20 protein-coding genes are annotated in these 21,179 nt (G+C 43.5%); 16 read left to right on the top strand and 4 right to left on the bottom strand.

What is annotated here, in order from left to right:
* Positions 1-38 precede the first annotated feature (38 nt).
* Complete coding sequence (gene metJ, locus EXT48_RS15195) at positions 39-359, bottom strand: met regulon transcriptional regulator MetJ (protein WP_010368921.1); 321 nt, start codon at positions 357-359, stop codon at positions 39-41.
* A gap of 344 nt (positions 360-703) precedes the next feature.
* On the opposite strand from metJ, the gene metB reads away from it, so the two are divergent.
* On the top strand, positions 704-1,924 hold the full coding sequence (gene metB, locus EXT48_RS15190) for a cystathionine gamma-synthase (RefSeq protein ID WP_069020523.1): 1,221 nt from the start codon (positions 704-706) through the stop codon (positions 1,922-1,924).
* A 4-nt stretch (positions 1,925-1,928) separates the two neighbouring features.
* Positions 1,929-4,277, top strand: a complete 2,349-nt coding sequence (gene metL, locus EXT48_RS15185; protein WP_130164951.1) for a bifunctional aspartate kinase/homoserine dehydrogenase II — start codon at positions 1,929-1,931, stop codon at positions 4,275-4,277.
* Positions 4,278-4,353: 76 nt separating this feature from the next.
* Here metL and EXT48_RS15180 read toward each other — a convergent pair whose 3' ends face one another.
* Positions 4,354-6,810 carry a penicillin-binding protein 1A gene (locus tag EXT48_RS15180; RefSeq protein WP_130164950.1) on the bottom strand — a complete coding sequence of 819 codons (2,457 nt, stop codon included), beginning with the start codon at positions 6,808-6,810 and terminating at the stop codon, positions 4,354-4,356.
* Positions 6,811-6,939: 129 nt separating this feature from the next.
* Between EXT48_RS15180 and EXT48_RS15175 the strand changes: the two genes are divergently transcribed.
* From EXT48_RS15175 to EXT48_RS15135, 9 genes are all read left to right on the top strand, one after another.
* Positions 6,940-8,019 carry a pilus assembly protein PilM gene (locus tag EXT48_RS15175; protein WP_045990228.1) on the top strand — a complete coding sequence of 360 codons (1,080 nt, stop codon included), beginning with the start codon at positions 6,940-6,942 and terminating at the stop codon, positions 8,017-8,019.
* Positions 8,007-8,579: a PilN domain-containing protein gene (locus tag EXT48_RS15170; protein ID WP_130164949.1), complete on the top strand. Its 573-nt coding sequence runs from the start codon at positions 8,007-8,009 to the stop codon at positions 8,577-8,579. The genes EXT48_RS15175 and EXT48_RS15170 overlap by 13 nt, the downstream gene beginning before the upstream one ends.
* 16 nt (positions 8,580-8,595) lie before the next feature.
* Positions 8,596-9,201, top strand: coding sequence for a type 4a pilus biogenesis protein PilO (locus EXT48_RS15165; protein WP_010368909.1), 606 nt, complete (start codon positions 8,596-8,598; stop codon positions 9,199-9,201).
* Entirely contained in the window at positions 9,198-9,740 is a 543-nt protein-coding gene (locus EXT48_RS15160) for a pilus assembly protein PilP (RefSeq protein ID WP_130164948.1), read from the top strand. The genes EXT48_RS15165 and EXT48_RS15160 overlap by 4 nt, the downstream gene beginning before the upstream one ends.
* Positions 9,730-11,796, top strand: a complete 2,067-nt coding sequence (locus EXT48_RS15155; RefSeq protein ID WP_069020527.1) for a type IV pilus secretin PilQ — start codon at positions 9,730-9,732, stop codon at positions 11,794-11,796. The genes EXT48_RS15160 and EXT48_RS15155 overlap by 11 nt, the downstream gene beginning before the upstream one ends.
* Before the next feature lie 150 nt (positions 11,797-11,946).
* A complete protein-coding gene (gene aroK, locus EXT48_RS15150; protein ID WP_010607062.1) occupies positions 11,947-12,465 on the top strand; it encodes a shikimate kinase AroK in 519 nt (172 codons plus the stop codon).
* 24 nt (positions 12,466-12,489) lie between these two features.
* Positions 12,490-13,560 carry a 3-dehydroquinate synthase gene (aroB, locus tag EXT48_RS15145; protein WP_130164947.1) on the top strand — a complete coding sequence of 357 codons (1,071 nt, stop codon included), beginning with the start codon at positions 12,490-12,492 and terminating at the stop codon, positions 13,558-13,560.
* The gene (locus tag EXT48_RS15140; RefSeq protein ID WP_130164946.1) at positions 13,561-14,922 is read left to right on the top strand and encodes an AAA family ATPase; all 1,362 of its coding nucleotides are present in this window, start codon (positions 13,561-13,563) and stop codon (positions 14,920-14,922) included.
* 47 nt (positions 14,923-14,969) lie between these two features.
* Positions 14,970-15,803 carry a Dam family site-specific DNA-(adenine-N6)-methyltransferase gene (locus tag EXT48_RS15135; protein ID WP_010368897.1) on the top strand — a complete coding sequence of 278 codons (834 nt, stop codon included), beginning with the start codon at positions 14,970-14,972 and terminating at the stop codon, positions 15,801-15,803.
* A 19-nt stretch (positions 15,804-15,822) separates the two neighbouring features.
* On the opposite strand, the gene EXT48_RS15130 is transcribed toward EXT48_RS15135, so the two are convergent.
* Together EXT48_RS15130 and EXT48_RS15125 are read right to left on the bottom strand one after the other, a co-directional pair.
* Positions 15,823-16,017: a DUF2970 domain-containing protein gene (locus tag EXT48_RS15130; RefSeq protein ID WP_010368896.1), complete on the bottom strand. Its 195-nt coding sequence runs from the start codon at positions 16,015-16,017 to the stop codon at positions 15,823-15,825.
* 38 nt (positions 16,018-16,055) lie between these two features.
* On the bottom strand, positions 16,056-16,358 hold the full coding sequence (locus EXT48_RS15125; protein WP_010368894.1) for a hypothetical protein: 303 nt from the start codon (positions 16,356-16,358) through the stop codon (positions 16,056-16,058).
* Between the two features lie 137 nt (positions 16,359-16,495).
* Between EXT48_RS15125 and rpe the strand changes: the two genes are divergently transcribed.
* The 5 genes from rpe (at position 16,496) to EXT48_RS15100 (ending at position 21,019) form a co-directional block, all read left to right on the top strand.
* Positions 16,496-17,167 carry a ribulose-phosphate 3-epimerase gene (gene rpe / locus EXT48_RS15120; protein WP_010368892.1) on the top strand — a complete coding sequence of 224 codons (672 nt, stop codon included), beginning with the start codon at positions 16,496-16,498 and terminating at the stop codon, positions 17,165-17,167.
* Complete coding sequence (locus tag EXT48_RS15115; RefSeq protein ID WP_095726634.1) at positions 17,167-17,832, top strand: HAD-IA family hydrolase; 666 nt, start codon at positions 17,167-17,169, stop codon at positions 17,830-17,832. Before rpe ends, EXT48_RS15115 begins: the two co-directional genes overlap by 1 nt.
* A gap of 25 nt (positions 17,833-17,857) precedes the next feature.
* On the top strand, positions 17,858-18,862 hold the full coding sequence (gene trpS / locus EXT48_RS15110) for a tryptophan--tRNA ligase (RefSeq protein WP_039494036.1): 1,005 nt from the start codon (positions 17,858-17,860) through the stop codon (positions 18,860-18,862).
* 186 nt (positions 18,863-19,048) lie between these two features.
* Positions 19,049-19,630, top strand: coding sequence for an aminodeoxychorismate/anthranilate synthase component II (locus EXT48_RS15105; RefSeq protein WP_045990222.1), 582 nt, complete (start codon positions 19,049-19,051; stop codon positions 19,628-19,630).
* A gap of 213 nt (positions 19,631-19,843) precedes the next feature.
* A complete protein-coding gene (locus EXT48_RS15100; RefSeq protein ID WP_010607070.1) occupies positions 19,844-21,019 on the top strand; it encodes an HDOD domain-containing protein in 1,176 nt (391 codons plus the stop codon).
* The last annotated feature ends 160 nt before the right edge of the window (positions 21,020-21,179 follow it).

Genomic DNA, 21,179 nt, shown 5'->3' with positions numbered 1-21,179 from the left:
TTTTTTGTGTCTGTATGTCCACAGAGAAAGAGTAGTTATCACTCTTCGTTTATTTCTGGGATCTCCAAACCGCGCTCTTCCATTATTTGTCTTACCTCTAACGGAATACGCTCTGGGTTATCTTTTCTCAAGTCTTCATCGCTCGGCAGTGGCTGACCTGTGAAGGCATGTAGAAACGCCTCACATAAAAGCTCACTGTTCGTGGCATGACGTAAGTTATTCACTTGGCGACGTGTACGCTCATCAGTTAGCACTTTGAGTACATTCAGAGGTATGCTCACCGTGATCTTTTTTACTTGCTCTGCTTTCTTACCGTGTTCTGCATATGGGTGAATATACTCACCGTTCCATTTTGCCATAATTGTGTACTTGCCTCAGTTACATCAATGCCAATATGACTGGGTTCTGGTCTACATTATTCACCAACCGCATGAATATAGGGATAACCTTACGAATTAAAGATAAATCCCAAACTCAAATAGATGAATAAACTAATCCGCCATAGCGAGATAGAAGAATCTCTGCCATAGTTTTCAATAACTCAGTCGTATTAGCAACGCCTAGAGTGGCGAAATTTTATCGGTTTAAAAAAGATAGTCAAATACTAGTTATTTAGCCATTTAGCAGTATAAATGTTTTGACTTCTAGTTTATGTTGCTCTAACCTTTTAGACGTCTAAACATCCAACTATCTAGGTGACCTTATGAGTCAAGTTAACAAATCGACGGTTGCAGTACGTCATGGTATAGAAGCTGATAAAGCACATGGGGCAGTAGTGCCACCGCTTTACCTTTCTACCACCTATTCTTTTGCCGATTTTGATACCAAACGCGACTACGATTATGGCCGCAGTGGTAACTTTAATCGTGATGTGCTTGCACAGGCACTTACCGAACTTGAAGGTGGTGCTCGTGGCATTATTACCGCGACTGGCATGGCTGCCGTTCACCTAGTAACTCAGCTACTTAACCATGACGATACGCTGGTTATTCCACATGACTGTTATGGTGGTAGCTATCGCTTGTTTACATCGCTTGCTAAGCGTGGATTGCTCAAATTAGCCGTCTTGGATCTCACACAATCAGAAAGTCTTGCACAGCTGCAGCAGATCAAACCTAAATTAGTTTGGATTGAAACACCAAGTAACCCAATATTAAGGCTAACGGATATAGAAGCTGTCGTAAATGCAGCACACGCTGTGGGGGCTTTGGTCGCCGCCGACAATACCTTCTTGTCTCCGGCACTACAAAATCCCATTGCTTTTGGCGTAGATGTAGTCGTGCATTCAACTACTAAATATATCAATGGTCATTCTGATGTCGTGGGGGGGGCGGTGATCGCGCGTACACAGGAGTTGGGTGATGAGTTAGCTTGGTGGGCGAATAATATCGGTATTACCGGTGCACCTTTTGATAGTTACCTTACTCTACGTGGACTGCGCACCTTAAACGTGCGTTTACGCCAACATCAAGAAAATGCTCAGCTTATTGCGGAGTATTTAGAAAAGTCGCCGTATGTTAGCCAAGTTTATTACCCTGGCCTTGAGTCGCATCCTCAACACGAACTTGCGAAAAAACAACAGCTCGGCTTTGGTGGCATGGTGAGCTTTGATATCAAAGGCGATCTGCAAACATCAGCGAAGTTTTTAACGTCTCTAACGCACTTTTCATTGGCAGAATCTTTAGGTGGGGTTGAGAGTCTTATTTGCCATCCAGCGACGATGACACACGCAGGTATGGATCCGCAAGCGCGTTTAGAAGCGGGAGTGGGCGACACGTTGATTCGTATTTCTGTAGGCATTGAAGATGCACAGGATCTCATTGCAGATCTGGAATCAGGATTTGCATGTATTGATGAAAGTCAGGCGAGTGATGATGCTAAGTCATTCAAATTAACGCCTGCACATACAGTAGCGTTGTGGTGAGTAAATGGCAAAAGTAGTACATAAGTTTGGTGGTTCGAGTTTAAGCTCGCCAGAGCGTTATCAGGCGGTTGCCAAGATAGTGTTAGAGCAATGTCAGCTAGGTGACAGTGTTGTGGTTTCTGCTGCAGGAAAAACAACGAATACCCTAGTGAAGTTATGGCAAAGCTTTGAGCAGCAAGATGTTCGCGCATTCAACGATGTCTTGTTACAAGTTGAAAATCATCAACGTGAATTAATTGATGCCTTGTTTGTAGGTGAACAACACAGTGTGTTACTCAAACAGCTTGTCAATGAGCTGCAAGCAATCGCTTTAGGGCGAGAAGAGCAACATCTTCACTACGCGAGTTTACTTGCACATGGAGAGCTATGGTCGGCTCGTATATTAGCAAACTACCTAAGCTCTCAAGGTGTTGAAGCCAAAGCTATCGACGCTCGTAGGTTATTTGTACAACAAGAGGGGGTGTTACTACACGCCCATAACAAAGAAGCGTGCTATCGCGCCATTGATGATCACGCTATCTATATCGTTACCGGTTTTATTGCTGCAAATGCACAAGGTGAAACGGTGACCTTAGGCCGAAATGGCAGTGACTATAGCGCAACTTTGTTGGCAAGTTATCTTGATGCGGCTCAAGTATCAATTTGGACGGATACAACTGGTGTGTTCAGCACAGATCCACGTAAAGTCGCTAATGCCATAAAATACACTAAAGTATGTCGTGGCCAAGCTGAATTACTCGCACGATTAGGTAATCCGGTACTGCATGCAAAAACGCTGTCTCCACTTAAAGATACCGACATAAAACTACAAGTTCGTAGCAGCTTTGATGCCGATGCGCTTGGCACTGAGATAGTAAAGGCAGGCTATAGCAAAGAGAAGCGCTTTATTACCACTTTTGGACAACTTGACCTGTTACGTGTTGAACAGTTAAAAAGTGGAGAAGTGAAACAGCTAAGCCAGCTTATCCAGCATAGCATCCATCATTTTGTTAAAGGTGGAGAGGCACACTTACTGGTGCCATCTGAGTTTAGCCATGTTGTGATCAAAGCGCTGGATTCGCGAGCCAATATTATTGAGTCGCAAGTACAAGGCTTTGCTATTGTTGCCCCAAGTCAGGATATTGCTGGGTTGCATCAGCAAGCTCTGGAATTATTGGACGCACATGCGATTGTCACCCGTTTTGTGCTGCAAGAGCGTCATTACAGCTTAGTGTTAACCGATCAAGCTATTGATAGCGATCTACTTGCTATATTGCACGAACGTTTGGTGAATAAAGGCAGGGAGCTTGCTGTGATAGTGGCGGGTGTTGGCAATGTGGGTGAAGTGTTCATCGAACAATGCAAAAACCAAGTCGCTAAGCTGAGTGAGCACTTTGATCTTAAGTTGGTTGGCTTACTGCGTTCTAAGCAAATGTTGTTCTGTCCAAGCGGGTTGAATTTAGCATCGTGGCAACAGCAATGGCAAAATGAGGCCATCGAATACAATGAAGCAGAGCTATTCACTCGTATTAAAGAGCTAGATTACGAGCATAAAGTGGTGGTCGATATTACTGCGAGCGAGCGTTTCAGTGAGTTGTATCCGCTGTTTGTTGAACATGACTGCCATTTGATCAGCGCCAATAAATATGCCGGCACGGCACAACAAGGTTGGTACTCAAAGCTGCGTCAGCAGTTACAAGAGCGTAACCTGTTATGGCGTTACAATACCAGTGTTGGCGCAGGTCTTCCCATTAACTTTGCATTGGCTGATCTGCAAAATAGTGGCGATGAAGTGGTGAGAATTGAAGGCGTCTTTTCCGGCACTTTATCTTGGCTTTGTAGTCGCTATGATGGTTCTGAAGCATTTTCTGAGCTAGTGCTTGGGGCGCAAGAACTTGGTTTTACCGAGCCCGATCCGCGCGAAGATCTATCTGGCCGTGATATGCAGCGTAAGCTTTTGATCTTAGCACGAGAGTTAGGCATTGAACTTGAGCTTGAAGATATTGAATTAGAGGCATTAATGCCTGAGTCCTTGAGTGTGGGTTCATGGCAAACGTTTTTAGAAAATCGCCAGCAACTCGATGACTTTTATGCGACACACTATGCAAAGGCCACTGCGAATGACGCTGCGCTTCGCTATACTGGTGCGCTTGAAATTGCAAGCAATGGTAAAGTGTCTGCAAAAGTAGGCATTGCACAGGTACCAAATGGCTCGGCAATCGCGAATTTAACGCCGGGTGATAATATTTTTGTGATCCACACTAAATGGTATGAACAAAACCCGCTGGTGATCCAAGGCCCGGGGGCAGGTAAAGAAGTGACAGCAGCGGGAATACATTCCGATTTATTCTGGCTAACGCAAAATCTAAAATAGCTCTATTAAGAAAATAGATATAATAACTACTAGTATAAGACAAAAATGCCGATACATCTGTATCGGCATTTTTATTCTAGAATAACTCTTCGTGAGTTGGTAGCGGCGCGGTATCGTCAAACGGTGTGCTGCTATCCGTATCTAATACGTATTTGGTTGGGGCCGTACCTTGTTCGAAATACTCAAACCGAGATGTGTAGTCGTTCTTACGAGACAAAAGCCCTGTCTTTAAGTCTATCCGAGTTGAAATAAGCCCTGGAGGCGGCTCTATCGGGGCCAAAGGCTCATCTCTAAGTGCCTCACGCATAAAGTCTATCCAAGCTGGTTGTGCTGAAATTGCGCCGGCTTCTGCCCCAACAAGTTGATTATCACCAAGGTTAGCGTTGTAGGCCGCACGACCCAAGGATTTACTCGCATCGTCAAAGCCAACCCAAACTGTAGTGAGAACGTTGCGGTTAAAGCCCGTAAACCAAGTATCTACGGAGTCGTTGGTGGTACCCGTTTTTCCAGCAAGGTCACGACGTTTTAACCACTGACCACGCCAGCCTGTGCCGCTCCAGCCCGTGTCGTGTTTCCAGCTACCACCACCCCAGATAGCACTGTGAAGTGCATCGGCAATCAGAAATGCGTTTTGCTCCGAAATCACTTGCGGTGCACAGCGCTCAGGTTGTTCTTCCAGCTGCTGCTCGTCGCAGACTAATAACGGTTCTGCCGACCCCAGTTCAGTGCCGAATGAGTCGGTAATTCTATCGATAAAGTACGGCTCAATGAGGTGACCGCCATTGGCAAAAGTGGCCATGCCGCGCGCCATTTCAATAGGAGTCAGTGCAGCACTACCAAGCGCCAATGACTCACTGCGATTAATATCTGCGTCTTGAAAACCAAATTTAAGCAAATGATCAGCGGCCTTATTTATGCCAACGCCTTTGATCAAACGAACAGATACCACGTTTTTCGATTGTGCAAGCGCTCGGCGAATACGGATCGGGCCGTTATACACTTCAGGGCTATTCTTCGGACGCCAAGCCACGCCAACGCTTCTGTCCCAATGATTAATCGGGGCGTCATTAAGAATGGTGGCTAGGGTATAGCCATTTTCTAATGCGGATGAATAAATAAAGGGTTTGATGTTTGAACCCACCTGACGCTTAGCTTGAGTAGCGCGATTGTATTGGCTAAGCTCAAAGCTGTAGCCACCCACAATCGCCTTTACACGCCCATCCTGTGGGTCGAGTGAGACAAGGGCACTGGATGCCTGTGGCAACTGACTTAACATCCAGCCGTCGTCTTGTTTACGGACAAACACTTGCATGCCTGGCGCGAGGATATCTGCGGTTGTTTTTGGTGGTAAGCTTTGACGCGTCTCACTGATGTATTGTCTGGCCCAACTTAAGCCTGACCATTCCAATGTAATTTGCTCACCGGTTTTTAAGAGCAGGTCGGCCGTTTTCTCTGCAATGTTTAGCACTACAGCGGCTTTTAACGGCCCAATTTCATTGACCTTTTTAAGGCGAGTAATAATGCCTTCATGGCTGAGCGGCGATTCCGTCTCAGCATGCCAATAGGTTTCTTCTGCGCCTCTAAAGCCGTGACGCATATCGTAGGCATGTAAATTATCAACTAATGCATGCTGAGCAGCCTGTTGCATGTCAGATTCCACACTGGTGTAAACTTTCATGCCAGAGTTATAAGCTTTATCAGTACCATAACGTTCAACCATATAGGCGCGAACCATTTCAGAAATATAAGGTGCATATAATTCAATTTCGGCGCCATGGAATTTAGCCGTGATAGGAGCTTGTGTCGCCTCATCATATTCTGCGCGGGTAATATACTTTTCAGCAAGCATTCGTCCGAGCACAACATTCCGGCGCAATTGCGCGCGCTCTGGGTTACGAATTGGATTTAACGCAGAAGGCGCTTTTGGCAGGCCTGCAATCATTGCCATTTCTGCTAAAGTTAATTCTGATAGTGAGCGACCGTAGTAGACTTGTGCTGCTGCACCGATACCAAAGGCGCGATTACCCAGTTCAATTTTGTTTAAGTAAAGCTCAAAAATTTCGTCTTTCGTTAATAGCTGCTCAATATGCAACGCAATAAAGATTTCTTTCACTTTACGAATATAGGCTTTCTCTCTTGTTAAGAAAAAGTTTCTGGCAAGTTGCATGGTGAGCGTACTGGCTCCCTGCTTTTTTTGCCCTGTGGTGATAAGCACTAAAGCGGAGCGGACGATACCTATCGGATCAATACCGAAATGATCGTAAAAACGGTTATCTTCTGTCGCTAAGAATGCCTTGCGCATGGGGAGTGGAACATCCTGCAAACGTACAGGGATCCTGCGCTTTTCACCAAACTGATTGATGAGTTTTCCGTCTCGTGTAAAGACTTGCATGGGTGTTTGTAGTTGAACATCTTTCAAAACCTCTACACTTGGTATGTCAGATTTGACATAATAATAAAGACTGATAAGTGTCAACACGCCTAAAAGGGTACAAACAAAAACGAATTGTAAAAATCTTTTCAATAATTTCACGGAATTATCCCTAGTTAGACTCCCAATTACAGGTAGACACTGCTAGTATATCTTGATTAAAAAACGATTAATATTTTTGTGTGCTAAATTTTTATGGTACACAGTCTTAAAAGGAAACGGGCGCTTCACATGCTGAGCCAACTACTAAAAAAACAAGCACCTCTGATGATAGGGATCGATATCGGTTCCCATTGTGTCAAAGCGGTGTTGCTGTCGAAGACAAGTTCCAGCTACCGAGTAGAAGCCGTTGCGATTGAACCTATTCCGAAAGGAGCAGTAAATGAAAGGGCCATTCAAGACATTGAAGCGATCGGCAACGCGATAACTAAAATGAAGCGGCGCATTCCAAAGCTCACGCAATATGCAGCAGTTGCCGTATCCGGTCAGACCGTGATTACAAAAGTGATCTTTATGGATGTGTCATTAACTGATGCTGAACTCGAGTCCCAGATAGCTATTGAAGCGGATAGCCTGATCCCCTACCCGTTAGATGAAGTTAGTCTAGATTTTGAAAAAATTGGAGTAAACGAAGCCGATCCGTCAAAAATGAATGTGCTGCTCTCTGCGGCTCGTACCGAAAGCGTGCAAGCACGGGTAGGCGCATTGGAAGAAGCTGGTTTCAAAGCGAAAGTTGTTGATGTAGAAAACTACGCACTAAGTAGAGCCATGGACGTCATTTACCCTGAACTGCCAAATGATGCCTTTGATAAAATCGTAGCAATGATAGATATTGGCGCGGTGCTTACGTTGATAAGCGTTATTCAATCTGGGAAAACGATTTATACCCGTGACCAAGTGTTTGGTGGTGAGCAATATACCAACAGTATTGTTGCTTATTACAACAAAACTTACGATGAAGCTGAACTGGCGAAAACAACGGGAGATTTACCGCCAAACTATACCTTTGAAGTCTTAGCTCCTTTCCAAACTTCTATGCTGCAGCAAATTCGTCGAGCGGTACAAATGTTCATGACAACCAGTGGTAAAGATCATATAGACTACATCGTGTTGACGGGGGGAACGGCTTTGGTGAGTGGCTTAGATAAACTGCTCATTGATGAGCTTGGGATCCACACAATCGTGGCAGACCCGTTTACCGACATGGAGATCGCACCAAAAGTAGATAGGCATGTGCTGCAAAAGCATAAAGCGCAGTTTGCCTTAGCGACAGGCTTGGCACTAAGGAGCTTTTCATCATGCCACATATAAATTTGCTACCTTGGCGCGAGCAGCAAAGGCAAGCGTCGCAACAAATCTTTTTGACTATCATTGCGGTGATCATCGCGGCTTGTCTATTGATAATGTACATGCTTGGTAGTTTTTATGATGGCTTAAAAACCGGACAAGAAGTTAAAAACCGTTATCTCGAAAGTGAGATCTCTCAACTAGATTCACGAATAGCCGCGATTAACGATCTGAATAAGCAAAAAGAAAATTTACAGCGCCGTATTCGGCTTATTGAAGAGTTACAACTCAACCGTAGTCTCGGCACGCAAATTATCGATGAAATAGCGCGAGTAGTTCCGGCTGGGGTTTATCTCACCAGTCTTGAGCGGCAAGAAAATATGATCAAAGTCATTGGTCGTAGTGAATCAAATAACCGGTTATCGCAAATGCTACGACAAGTTGAATCGTCTTATTTATTAGAGCGACCTGTGATCCAGGGCATAGTAGCCGGTGAGCAAAGTTCAAAATTACTGAGTGATTTTACGATGCATTTTTATGTTAAGTCTCATGAAGACATCCACTTAGCCGATAAAGCGAAATAGGGCGGAGGCACAGTGCATGAATTTTGACTTAAACAGTTTAAAAGAAATCGATTGGAATGAGCTGGAGCTCGACAACATAGGTCATTGGCCTTTTCCTGTAAAAGTTTTATGTTCCATTCTCGTGGTTTTATTAATGATGGTATTGGGTTATAACCTGATGGTCTCAAGCTCAATTGATCGCTACGATCAAGCGGTTAAAAAAGAGCAGGAGCTAAGAACGAGCTACCGAATAAAATACGCAAGAGCAAACAATCTAGAGCTTTATAAACAGCAAATGATTGATATGGAAGCGCAATTTACAGAGCTGTTGAGGCGACTGCCAAGTTCCAACGAAACGCCTGGGTTACTTGATGATCTGACTTACGTTGGTACTTCAAGCGGATTAACCTTCCTAAAAATTGGCTGGATGCCAGAGGTACGCAAAGAGTTTTATACTGAATTGCCTATTAAGTTAGAAGTGATAGGTAAATATCATGAATTTGGTCAGTTTGTGAGTAAAGTATCTGAGTTACCTCGAATAGTCAGCCTACACGATTTTAGAATCGAAAATGCAGGAAACGGCGAGCTGGTATTTAGTGTTGTGGCAAAAACTTATCGCTATGAGCAAGGAGGTCAGAAATGATCCGACTGATGCTCTGCGTGACCACATTGATGTTCATCTCTGGTTGTAATGATAGTACGGCAGAACAAAAAGAATTTATTGATCAGGTAAAAGCAAGCTCAACGCCAAAAATCGAGCCTATACCTGAAATGCAAAATTATGAACCGTTTAGGTATAGCGCTTCGGAGTTACGTAGCCCTTTTGTTGCGCCACAGCCCGAAGTGATTGAAAATAAACTAGTTCAAATTAAAAACTGCTTACATCCAGATCCAGATAGAGATCGCTATCCGTTAGAGAAGTTTCCATTGGATAATCTGCGTATGAAAGGCATTATCGCCAAGTCTGATGGTCGTTGGGCGCTAATCGAAGCGGCAACGCAGGGGTTATATCGTGTTAAACGTGGCGAATATATGGGTTTGTATCATGGCAAAGTGCTAAGTGTACATGCCGATCATTTAGAATTATTAGAATTGATCCCAGATGGAACGGGATGTTGGAAAGAAAGGCTAACAAAAGTGGAAATGTTAGAAGCGGAACAAGGTGGCGCGAGTGAATACTAACAATAACGTTATAAAATCAACTATTAAAAGCACTCGAACACTATGGCGTTCCGTGCTCGGTGTTGCCTTAGTTGGCCTTTCGTCAATAGCGCATGCCATTCCTATGTTGTATGACATTCGCTATAACCCTGTGCCAACAGGGGAAACCCAGCTACAACTGGTGTTTGACGAAAAACTCAATACAGAGCCAAAAGTTCGAGTTGTTGGTGAAAGTGCTAGTATCGAATTATTTTTCCAGCAGGCTGAGTTTGAAGAAAGCTTAAAAGCATTGAGCATTAACAAGGCTGGCATTCAAGGCATTACCAGTGAACTCAGAGATGGCGGTTTTGCCGTTTCCATCAACATGGATGAGCTGAAGCTATATAAAACCGAGGTTAAGAATAATCTTGTGATAGTGGAAGTATCTAACAAACCGATTGTCTCCGAACAAGATCAAAGTCAAAAAGTCACCGCATTTATTAACCAAATTCAAGCTATCGATTTTCGTCGCGGTGAGAAAGGTGAGGCGAAGGTACTAGCGTTTCTAGAGCACAATCAAGCGGCTATTGATGTACAAGAGCGCGGTGGCAAAATCATTGCGGACTTCCACCATATTGATATTGCGGAAGACCTGTTATATGAACTTGATGTGTTAGATTTTGGCACTGTGGTATCTCGTATCGAGACCTTTAAAGAAGACAATAAAAGCCGCATTGTGATTGAGCCAAATGCGGCATTCAAGTTTACCTATCAGCAGCTTGATAACATCTTTACGTTATCAGTTGAAAAAGACGAAGGTAATAAAACCTTTGGCGATAAAAAGGAGTATAAAGGTCAGCCAATCACGCTGAATTTTCAGGATATTCCAATTCGCTCTGTACTACAGATCATCGCAGATACAAACAACTTTAATCTGGTAACGAGTGACACTGTATCTGGCAATATAACTCTGCGTTTAGACGGTGTACCTTGGGATCAGGCGCTTGATGTTGTGTTACGTGTGAAAGGGCTAGATAAGCGTATGGATGGTTCTATTTTGATGGTTGCACCATCAGAAGAACTCGCAGCGAGAGAAGCCAAAGAATTACAAGCGCGTCAGCAAGTGGAAGAGCTAGAGCCATTATATAGCGAGTATATTCAACTCAATTACGCGAAAGCGGAAGAGTTTGCAGACTTACTTAAAACAGATATCAACTCTATTATTAGCCATCGTGGTAGTGTGTCCGTTGACAAACGTACCAATACTTTATTAATTAAAGATACCTCGCGCAGTATTGAAAGTGTGCGCCGGATGGTGGAAACCTTAGATGTGCCAGTAAAACAGGTGCGTATTGAGTCGCGTATGGTTACTGTGGATGATACCGTACAAGAAGACTTAGGTGTCCGCTGGGGCTTTAGCGACCAGCAAGGTAGCGATGCTATATCTGGTACGCTGGAAGGCGCTGATGCTTTGTCCAATGGTAACATCCCGTCTTTGGAAAACCGCTTAAACGTTAATTTAGGCGTGAAAGGGGTTCCTGCTGGTAGTATTGGTATGCACATTGCCAAATTGGCGGACGGCACACTGATTGATCTCGAGTTGTCAGCTTTGGAGCAAGAGAACAAAGGCGAGATAATTGCGACGCCAAGTATCACCACGGCGAATCAGAAAAAGGCGCGTATCGAGCAAGGTACAGAAATTCCTTACGTAGAGGCATCGTCAAGTGGTGCAACGACGGTGAGTTTCAAAAAAGCGGTTTTAAGCTTGGAGGTGACACCGCAAATTACACCTGATAATAAAATAATTCTCGACTTAGTGATTACACAAGACACTAAAGGTGATACCGTGCAAACGCCAAATGGCCCGGCGACGGCAATCAATACCCAAGAGATCCAAACACAAGTACTGGTCGAAAATGGTCAAACTATCGTACTGGGTGGTATCTATCAGCAAGAAGTGAAAACAGCAGTAAGTAAGATCCCAATTTTGGGCGACATCCCATATTTAGGTCTATTGTTTAAGAACTCTCGTGATATTAACGAAAAGCGAGAATTGCTGATATTTGTGACGCCTAAGATCATTCAAGACAGTTTATAGGCCCGTTGACAGTAAAAGTATTACGCTTTTTGCGTGGTTTGACTTGAAATTGTTCACGGATTACTGAGATAATCCCCTCCTTAATTTTGGGGCCAGGTCGTTAGGCGGGGTTTTATTTCAAATTTTAGAGTTCGTTTGTACTAAAAAGATATGGCTGAGAAACGTAATATATTTCTAGTAGGCCCGATGGGGGCTGGTAAAAGCACGATTGGTCGTCACATTGCAGATCAATTACACCTTGAATTTTTCGATTCGGATCAGGAAATTGAGCGCCGCACAGGTGCCGATATTTCTTGGGTGTTCGATATTGAAGGCGAAGAGGGGTTCCGCAAGCGTGAAGAAAGCGTCATCTCTGACCTAACAGAAATGCAAGGCATTGTGTTAGCGACAGGTGGTGGCTCTGTGATCAGCAAAGAAGTGCGCAACAAGTTGTCTGCGCGCGGTATTGTTGTTTACCTAGAAACGCCGATCGAAAAACAGGTAGCTCGTACTCAGCGTGATAAGCGTCGTCCATTACTACAAACCAGTGAAGACTCACGTGACGTACTAGAGCGCTTAGCCGATGAGCGTGAACCACTATATAGAGAAGTGGCAGATCACGTTGTTCGTACGGATGAGCAAAGCGCTAAAGTAGTTGCAAACCAAATTATTGAAAAATTAGATTTCTAATAACAACACCGTAGGAGGGAAGCCATGCTTGAATTAAAGGTTGATTTAAACGAGCGAAGCTATCCCATCTTCATCGGTGAACATCTCTTATCAGATGAAGGGCGACTTAAACAGTACGTTGGGCAAAGTCGTCCTGTTATCATCACCAACACCACCATTGCACCTTTATATTTAGACAGTCTGTTAGCGATATTTGACGCTCAAAAACCGCTACATTTTGTTATCCCTGATGGTGAACAATACAAATCACTAGAGTGGTTTGAAAAGATCTCTGCCTTTTTGCTCGAGCATAATTGTGGTCGAGATACGTGTTTGATTGCCCTCGGTGGCGGTGTGGTTGGTGATTTGACTGGTTTTGTTGCGGCATGCTACCAGCGTGGTGTTCCGTTTATTCAGATCCCTACGACTTTGTTGTCACAAGTCGATTCGTCAGTTGGTGGTAAAACTGCGGTAAATCATCCGTTAGGTAAAAACATGATTGGTGCTTTCTATCAGCCAAAAGCGGTTTTTATCGACACTAAGACCTTAAGTACATTACCTGCAAGAGAGTTTGCTGCGGGTATGGCTGAAGTCATTAAATATGCGTTGATCTATGATGCATCCTTTCTTGATACATTAACGGATCAGCACCCTCAGCTCAGCACACTAGATGCTGAAAGCCTTCAACAAGTTATTTATAAGTGTTGTGCAATAAAAGCTGAGATCGTCGCCAAAGACGAAACCGAAGCTGGATTGCGTGCATTACTTAATTTGGGTCACACCTTTGGCCATGCGATTGAAGCGCAAATGGGCTATGGTAATTGGTTGCACGGTGAGGCTGTTGCTGCTGGAATGATGATAGCTGCAAACCTGGCTTGCCAGCGTGGCGCGCTTAGTACTGCTGATGTTGAAAAGATCCGTCGCGTTATTGCGCTTTATCAATTACCGACAGAAGCGCCTAGCGAGATGAGCGCAGCGCAGTTTTTACAACATATGCGCAAAGACAAAAAGAACAAACAAGGCAAAATTCGCTTTATTCTGCCAACGCAACTAGGGCAATGTGCGCTAGTGGATGATGTTAGCGATGAAACCGTGGTAACTCTAATAGGTCGTTAAATGCAGTCGCAAATTTTACCAAGCAGAGCTGCATTGGTAGATAGAATTGCTATGCAATTCGACTATGGCCAAAACCTGATAACCTTAGTCGGTTCTTCGGGTCTTGGTAAAAGCTACCTTGCAGAATCGTTTCTTACCGATAAATATCCAGACTTTAACAAAGCGTTTGTAAAGCTGACAGCCAGTACTCAAGAGTTTGATGTGGTGAGGCAGCTGCTTGAGCATAGCTTTCGCAGTCCTCTCATTGATCAGAAGTTATCTCTAAGTGAAAACTTCATGTTGCTCCACGATGAACAAGCTTGTGGACCATGCTTATGGGTTTTAGACAACGTTAGGCATTTAACCCAAGAGCTTGCAGAACAGCTACAAAAGCTCGCAAAATCTTCTCGCGAAACAATTTACATACTCGCTACGGCGCAGCAGCCTCAGCTGCTCCCTGAAAGTCTGGATATTCATATCGAGCCTTTATCCGTGCTCGAGAGTAAGCGCTTGATGAGCATGTTTTACAAAGACTTACCGCCTGACGAAGATCCTATTTTTAATACGTTTGTTGCTGAAGCTAGAGGTAATCCGAGTGTTTTACTTTCTTGGCAGCCGCAGCAACAGAGTCTGAATTTACGTGAACAAAGTTCAAAAGTGGGTAGCAAATCACAATGGCAATGGTATGTCATTGCGCTTTGTTTGATACTGACAGCGTTGATGGTTGCTTTAGTGTATAAGCAAGAATTAAAACGATACTGGACACCGACTCAAGGTAATGAAGAAACTGTCGCTACTGCTATTGATGCGCAAGCTGTATTTGAAGCGCCAACTACTACAGTTGAAAAAGTTGAAATTGAAAACAGCGTGCAACCAGAGTTGCCAGCCGAAGCGCCAACGCAAGTCGAAACTGCGCCTGTTGGCAGTATTTTATCTGCACTAACCGAAACAAAAGAAGATACTACAAACAACAATAACACGCTATCAGAGCAAGCGAATGCAGCTGAAGAAGCCAATGTTGATAGTACTCCGGCCACTTTATCGCCGGTAAAAGAGCCTCAGTACGCAGAGCCTGAAGCATTGACGGGAAACCCTTGGTATCTCAGTCGTTCAGATGATGAATGGGTGATCCAGTTACTTGCGGTGACAGAAAGTGAGATTGCAGCTGGGTTTATGGCGGAGCATAACGAGGTAGTGACACAGCAGTTTACTGTCTTAAGAAACGGCCGAACTTGGTTTGTAGTTACTACTGATGCTTACGAGAGTTTGGCCTCAGCGAAGCAAGCAAAGGCAGTATTGCCAGAAGCGCTACGAAAAGGTCAGCCATTTTTTAAGAGAATGAGTAAAATTAAACAAGAAATTACTCAGTCTCTCGGTAATTAGCCACATTTAGTGTAAAATCGCGCAACCACTCACGACATAGAACGAGCATGCAACAAAAGACTAGAGCCTTCTTAAAATGGGCAGGCGGAAAATACAGCTTAGTAGAAGATATTTCTAAGCGCCTACAAGCAGCAAGTAATGAAGCCGACACGCTAGTAGAACCTTTTGTTGGAGCGGGATCTGTTTTCCTTAACACTCAGTTTAAGCATTATGTCTTAAATGACATTAACGCTGATCTAATCAACCTGTATAAAGAGTTGAAGCGTATTCCTGATGAATTTATCAGTGACGCTAAAAGGCTATTCGTCGAGCTGAATAACCATCCAGATGCGTATTACGCGTATCGACAACAGTTTAACGAAAGCATTGATGTGTATGAGCGTGCGATTCTATTTCTATATATGAACCGCCATGGCTACAATGGTTTATGTCGTTATAACCTCAAAGGGATCTTTAACGTCCCTTTTGGTAAATACAAAAAGCCTTACTTTCCAGAGCGCGAGTTATATGTGTTTGCTGAAAAGGCTCAACAGGCTACTTTTACCTGTCAAAGTTACAGCCAAGTATTTGAAACCATGCCAAAGAATGCGGTAGTGTATTGCGATCCTCCGTATGTACCTTTGAGCAAAACTGCGTCATTTACTAGCTATGCAAAAGGTGGGTTTAACTTAGACGATCAAGCACAGCTGGCGAATCTTGCGGAAACCGCGGCTTTTGAAAAACAAACGCCAGTGTTAATCTCCAATCACGATACAGTGTGGACACGAAAGATTTATAATCAAGCGAAGCTAGATGTGATAAAGGTGAAACGTACAATTAGCCCTAAAGGTAATGGGCGAAATAAAGTTGACGAACTAATGGCGTTATATCACCGTCCGTAATTTTCTGCGGCATAAAGGACTAAGCCAAAACTACACCATTTACAAACCAAATTAAGCCAATGACAAAGGCGGCGACAAAAACGATGCCTGCAAAAGCAAACGGCCAAAAATGCTTTTTGTTAAAGTCATATGCTTGTTTTTGACCACTCTGCACACCAAACATTGCTGCACAGACACTTTGAACTAATGCGAATTTACTATTGGAAGAAGCCATAGTGTTTACCTCTTACCAGTTGATTGGCTCAACTGGTATTAGTAAGGAGATGAAACTTTACTACTGCTTTGATTGTCTTTAGAGCCAAGTAATAGCTCAAGCAAATCCAAATAATGGAATTGGCCACTCGAACTACCGCCAGTCAACCACGCAGCCCAACTGGTGTGCGCTTCTTGCTGACATTCCACTGCATTTATTCGACTGCTTAAATTGCCAGTGCTACAAGTGCATGCGGAGTAATTTGCGGCAAGACTTTCATCATTGTCGAAAGAAAATACCCCTGCCGACACGGCTAATACCGTCCCAAGCAGAGCAATCCGTGCTTTATATCTAGAAACCATAACCCTATCCCCAGAAGTTAGATATCACATAATGATACACAATGTTCGTTTATTGCACAATCATAAAGCGCCTTAAATCGCAGACATTTTGGGCAATTTACGGTACAGTATCGCGGTCTTACGTTTAGGGGAAAAGTATGTCTGATTTTTTAATTGCACCATCCATTCTATCCGCAGATTTTGCGAGGTTAGGCGAAGATGTTGAAAAGGTACTGACAGCAGGTGCCGACGTGGTTCATTTCGATGTAATGGATAATCACTATGTGCCAAATTTAACTTTTGGTCCAATGATTTGTGACGCATTAAGAAATTACGGAATTACAGCTCCTATCGACGTACACTTGATGATAAAGCCTGTAGATAGTCTAATTCCCGAGTTTGCTAAAGCCGGAGCGAGCATTATTACATTTCACCCAGAGGCCAGCGAGCATATAGACAGAAGCCTTGCGCTGATTAAAGAATCAGGTTGTAAAGCTGGCTTGGTATTTAACCCAGGCACACCGCTGCATTATCTCGATCATGTGATGGATAAAATTGATCAAATCCTCTTGATGTCGGTAAATCCTGGTTTTGGCGGCCAAAGTTTTATCCCACATACACTTGAAAAATTAAAAGAAGCGAGAGCACGTATTGACGCTTCCGGTCGCGATATTCGTCTTGAAGTGGATGGGGGGATTAAGGTGGACAACATTGCTGAAGTTGCAGCTGCCGGTGCAGACATGTTTGTTGCGGGTTCCGCTATCTTTAATCAACCCGATTACAAAGCGGTAATAGACGCCATGCGTCAAGAATTAGCAAAGGTAAAATAATGCGTTTTGAGGGTATTTTATTTGACCTCGATGGCACGTTAGTTGATAGCGTCGAGGATATGTACATGGCGCTCAATTTAACACTGTCTGAGCTTGCTCACCCAATTGTTAGTCATGCTCTAGTGCGTGAATGGGTGGGTAACGGCATCGATATGTTAGTAAAAAGAGGCCTAAGCGGTAGCCATGAAGTTAGCGAAGCGCTATCCGAAAGTTTAGCGCACACCGCCATTGAGCGTTTTAAAGTGCATTATGATGAATTAGTTGGTCAGTATGCAGGTTTGTATCCGCATGTTGAGACGGGGTTATCTGCATTTGCCACAGTGCCAAAAGCCATCGTGACCAATAAAAATCGTGCATTTACGCTAAAGCTGCTAGATAAATTAAATCTCACATCGCATTTTGATTGTATCGTCTGTGGTGATGATACTGACAAAAAGCCATCACCAGCTCCGCTATTGCTGGCTGCCGAGCGTCTTGGTATACCAGCGGATAAGCTTATTATGGTTGGAGATTCTAAAAGCGATATTTTGGCCGCTCAGGGCGCTAAGATACCTGTGATTGCGCTAAATTATGGGTATAATCAGGGATTCGATTTGAAAGAGTTCAATCCACAGTACCTTTGTGATGGATTCTTAGATATTATTCCCATTATCAATCAACGTTAATTCAATGAAGAAATAAAGGAACGACATGAGTAAACCTGTAGTATTAAGTGGTATTCAGCCAACCGGTGGTATGACAATAGGCAATTACGTAGGTGCCATTAACCAGTGGCTTAAACTACAAAATGATCATGATTGTTACTTTATGTTGGTTGACTTGCATGCCATTACGGTTCGCCAAGAGCCGCAGCAACTACGCGATCGCGTATTAGACGGCGTAGCACTATATACCGCTTGCGGCATCGACCCAGATAAATCGTCACTATTTGTACAATCACAGGTTCCTGAGCATGCACAGCTAGGTTGGGTGCTGAACTGTTATGCACAAATGGGTGAATTAAACCGCATGACGCAGTTTAAAGATAAATCAGCAAAGCACGCCAATAACGTAAACGTTGGCTTATTCGCCTATCCAGTATTGCAAGCTGCGGATATTTTATTGTATCAAGCGGATCAAGTACCGGTTGGTGAAGACCAAAAGCAGCACCTTGAGTTGACCCGCGATATCGCAACGCGCTTTAACAACCTGTATGGCGATGTCTTTAAGATCCCAGAACCTTATATTCCAGAGTTTGGCGCTCGTGTTATGAGCTTGCAAGATCCGAGCAAGAAGATGTCAAAATCAGACGAAAACCCAAATGGTTTTGTGATGCTGTTGGATGAACCTAAGAAGATAGAGAAAAAGCTGAAAAAAGCGGTAACGGATTCAGATGAGCAAGCACGCATTTACTTTGATCGTGTTGAAAAACCTGGTGTATCCAACTTACTGACTCTACTTAGTGTTGCAACTAAACGCTCAATTGAAGAGTTAGTGCCAGAGTACGAAGACAAAATGTACGGTCACTTGAAGAAAGACACTGCCGATGCGGTAGTGAATATGCTTGAGCCTATTCAAGCGCGCTTTAAAGAAATCCGTGAAGATCAAACTCTGCTGAACGAAATCATGAAAAAAGGCGCGGAAAAAGCAAGTATTCGTGCCGAGAAAACGCTTAAAGCTGTGTATGACGCCGTCGGTTTTATTCCTCGCGGTTAATAAAACACAAAGAAAGGACACCATTTATGGTGTCTTTTTGTATTACAAGGGGCGATAGCCCCTTGGCTTAAAGCAGATACTAGATATAAGAAAACCCTCCTGTTGAGTTCGTGATAAAATAGACTTATAACGAACATCTTTACCCCAGTGGCGAATAGGCTGCTTGGTTCTTTTAGTGGTACCTACATGCTGTTGATGATTGATAACTATGATTCCTTTACTTACAACCTAGTGCAGTATTTTCAGCGCTTAGACGTGGACGTGCTGGTAAAGCGGAATGATGAAATCAGCGCCTCACAAATCAAGCAGCTTAATCCCAAATATGTTGTGCTATCTCCTGGCCCTTGCAGTCCTGATGAAGCGGGGATCTCGCTTGAAGTAGTAAAACGTCTACAGGGACAAATTCCTATTCTTGGCATTTGCCTTGGTCATCAAACTATTGCACAAGCTTTAGGTGGCAAAGTCATTCGAGCAAAACAAGTGATGCATGGTAAGACGTCTCAAGTTCATCATAACAATATAGGCGTATTTCAAGGCCTGCCATCACCATACGAAGTATGCCGCTACCACTCTTTGGTTGTTGAACAAAGTAGCCTGCCAAATGCTCTAGCCGTAACGGCTTGGACACAGACACAAGAGGGTGAACGTGATGAAATTATGGGACTCTTGGCTGCCGATAGAGCGCTAGAAGGTGTGCAATTTCACCCAGAAGCTATCCTCACGGAACACGGCTTAGCATTACTTGATAACTTTATAAAACGCTTCTAAAGTTTAAACAAAACCAACAGGGTTTCGCCTAGGTGTAATATATCCATATTCGCTGCGCTTTCGTTGGTTAGACTGGCTTTTGATATATAACTTTTTGATTCTATTGTGCGCAATATCAAATCATAATATTGCTTTTACTGGTATAATACTAATCAGTAAGACGATTCTGTTGAGTGCTTAACTCAGTGTTTTTCTTTTAGATAAGTAGCATGCATGACGCAAGAAAATAAGCAAATTAGAATGGCACAAGCGCTATCCGAGCGTGCCCATGACCTCCTTATCAGCCTCAACTTTGCGCAGAAGCAAATAGGCTATATCCATACATTTGATATCAGCTATGGTGAGAATATCGCACAGCGCACTATGCTAGAGGTGGAAATTGCTGCGGCTGCAAAACGCCAAGAAAGCAGCACAAGTCATCACAAATATATTGCCAAAGCGAGTAAGCATCTACATTCCGTTATCGAAGAAGCTATCACAAAGCAACTGCATGACCTTGATAACATCTATCATGAAGTCATTGGCATTCAAGACTCCGTTCCTGCGATCTTAGATATTCTAGCCGTGCGCTCAGCTTCGGTTGGGCGTTTAGAACCTTTGGTCAATGACTTAAGTTGGTTGGGTCGTGAGCTGGTTTCGCTAGTCAACTTGCCACAGTATCGCAAAAAAAACAGTAAAGGCACGTCCATTAAGGTCGACACGCCGGCATTAGCATTAAGGTATTTAGGCCTTGAGAACTTGCAAATGGTGATCCCGACAATGGCGGTAAGACACTGGATGCCGCATGCTACAGAACCATTTGGCTTAATGAAGCGTAAATTACGCGAGCTGAGCATGAGCACAGCCATTGCGGCAAAAGAGCTGGCACCATTTTTTGGGGTAAAAGAACAGCATGCGTTTACTTTAGGCATGTTACTAGAGCTTGGGAAAGTGGCCTTGATCCGTCTTTATTTACGCACCTTCGAAAAAGTGTGGCAAGCCAAGGTACAAATAGCACGAGACAAAAAGCAAAAAGACCTACACACCGCATTAATGGAGTTATCTCCTGATCCATTATTTTTACGTAACTTGTTGATAGAACATTCGGCAGAGATTTCACGTAAGCTAATTGAAAAAATGGAGTTACGTTATTTGCCCTTTAATGCCGTCATGGAAGAGTATGCGCAAACTTATCTACCAAATGCGCATAAAAACATTGCCGACCCATTACCTTTGACACAAGTGATGCAAAAAGCCTATGGCTACGCACAACTACTTGTTTTAAAAGATAGTCAGTTAATTGAAGATGACGAAGCCGAGATTTTGCTCAATCATTTAGAACTTACCGAGGAAATGCGTCAGCAATTGGCAAAATGTGCGTTCCATAACCTGCAGTTGACGATTTTGTAAAAAAAATTGAAATTTTTTTTGCGACTATTCATTCAAAACCTAATCTTAAATGATCTGTGCAAGGCTGCACGGCGCTTGCTTTGCCCTAAATATCTGCCCTAGATAGTTATTCACTTGAGTTGAGAATATATGTTAAACCCTTGAATACTAAGGGCTGAGA

It is taken from the genome of Pseudoalteromonas sp. CO348, from assembly GCF_004208845.1.
Lineage (GTDB): Bacteria > Pseudomonadota > Gammaproteobacteria > Enterobacterales > Alteromonadaceae > Pseudoalteromonas > Pseudoalteromonas maricaloris.
This window is presented reverse-complemented; position numbering and strand designations above follow the sequence as displayed.

Excerpts from the sequence above, each read along its gene's own strand:
- metJ (WP_010368921.1), bottom strand. The coding sequence starts at position 359 with ATGGCAAAATGGAACGGTGAGTATATTCACCCATATGCAGAACACGGT.
- metB (WP_069020523.1), top strand. The coding sequence starts at position 704 with ATGAGTCAAGTTAACAAATCGACGGTTGCAGTACGTCATGGTATAGAA.
- metL (WP_130164951.1), top strand. The coding sequence starts at position 1,929 with ATGGCAAAAGTAGTACATAAGTTTGGTGGTTCGAGTTTAAGCTCGCCA.
- EXT48_RS15175 (WP_045990228.1), top strand. The coding sequence starts at position 6,940 with ATGCTGAGCCAACTACTAAAAAAACAAGCACCTCTGATGATAGGGATC.
- EXT48_RS15170 (WP_130164949.1), top strand. The coding sequence starts at position 8,007 with ATGCCACATATAAATTTGCTACCTTGGCGCGAGCAGCAAAGGCAAGCG.
- EXT48_RS15165 (WP_010368909.1), top strand. The coding sequence starts at position 8,596 with ATGAATTTTGACTTAAACAGTTTAAAAGAAATCGATTGGAATGAGCTG.
- EXT48_RS15160 (WP_130164948.1), top strand. The coding sequence starts at position 9,198 with ATGATCCGACTGATGCTCTGCGTGACCACATTGATGTTCATCTCTGGT.
- aroK (WP_010607062.1), top strand. The coding sequence starts at position 11,947 with ATGGCTGAGAAACGTAATATATTTCTAGTAGGCCCGATGGGGGCTGGT.
- aroB (WP_130164947.1), top strand. The coding sequence starts at position 12,490 with ATGCTTGAATTAAAGGTTGATTTAAACGAGCGAAGCTATCCCATCTTC.
- EXT48_RS15140 (WP_130164946.1), top strand. The coding sequence starts at position 13,561 with ATGCAGTCGCAAATTTTACCAAGCAGAGCTGCATTGGTAGATAGAATT.
- EXT48_RS15135 (WP_010368897.1), top strand. The coding sequence starts at position 14,970 with ATGCAACAAAAGACTAGAGCCTTCTTAAAATGGGCAGGCGGAAAATAC.
- EXT48_RS15130 (WP_010368896.1), bottom strand. The coding sequence starts at position 16,017 with ATGGCTTCTTCCAATAGTAAATTCGCATTAGTTCAAAGTGTCTGTGCA.
- EXT48_RS15125 (WP_010368894.1), bottom strand. The coding sequence starts at position 16,358 with ATGGTTTCTAGATATAAAGCACGGATTGCTCTGCTTGGGACGGTATTA.
- rpe (WP_010368892.1), top strand. The coding sequence starts at position 16,496 with ATGTCTGATTTTTTAATTGCACCATCCATTCTATCCGCAGATTTTGCG.
- EXT48_RS15115 (WP_095726634.1), top strand. The coding sequence starts at position 17,167 with ATGCGTTTTGAGGGTATTTTATTTGACCTCGATGGCACGTTAGTTGAT.
- trpS (WP_039494036.1), top strand. The coding sequence starts at position 17,858 with ATGAGTAAACCTGTAGTATTAAGTGGTATTCAGCCAACCGGTGGTATG.
- EXT48_RS15105 (WP_045990222.1), top strand. The coding sequence starts at position 19,049 with ATGCTGTTGATGATTGATAACTATGATTCCTTTACTTACAACCTAGTG.
- EXT48_RS15100 (WP_010607070.1), top strand. The coding sequence starts at position 19,844 with ATGACGCAAGAAAATAAGCAAATTAGAATGGCACAAGCGCTATCCGAG.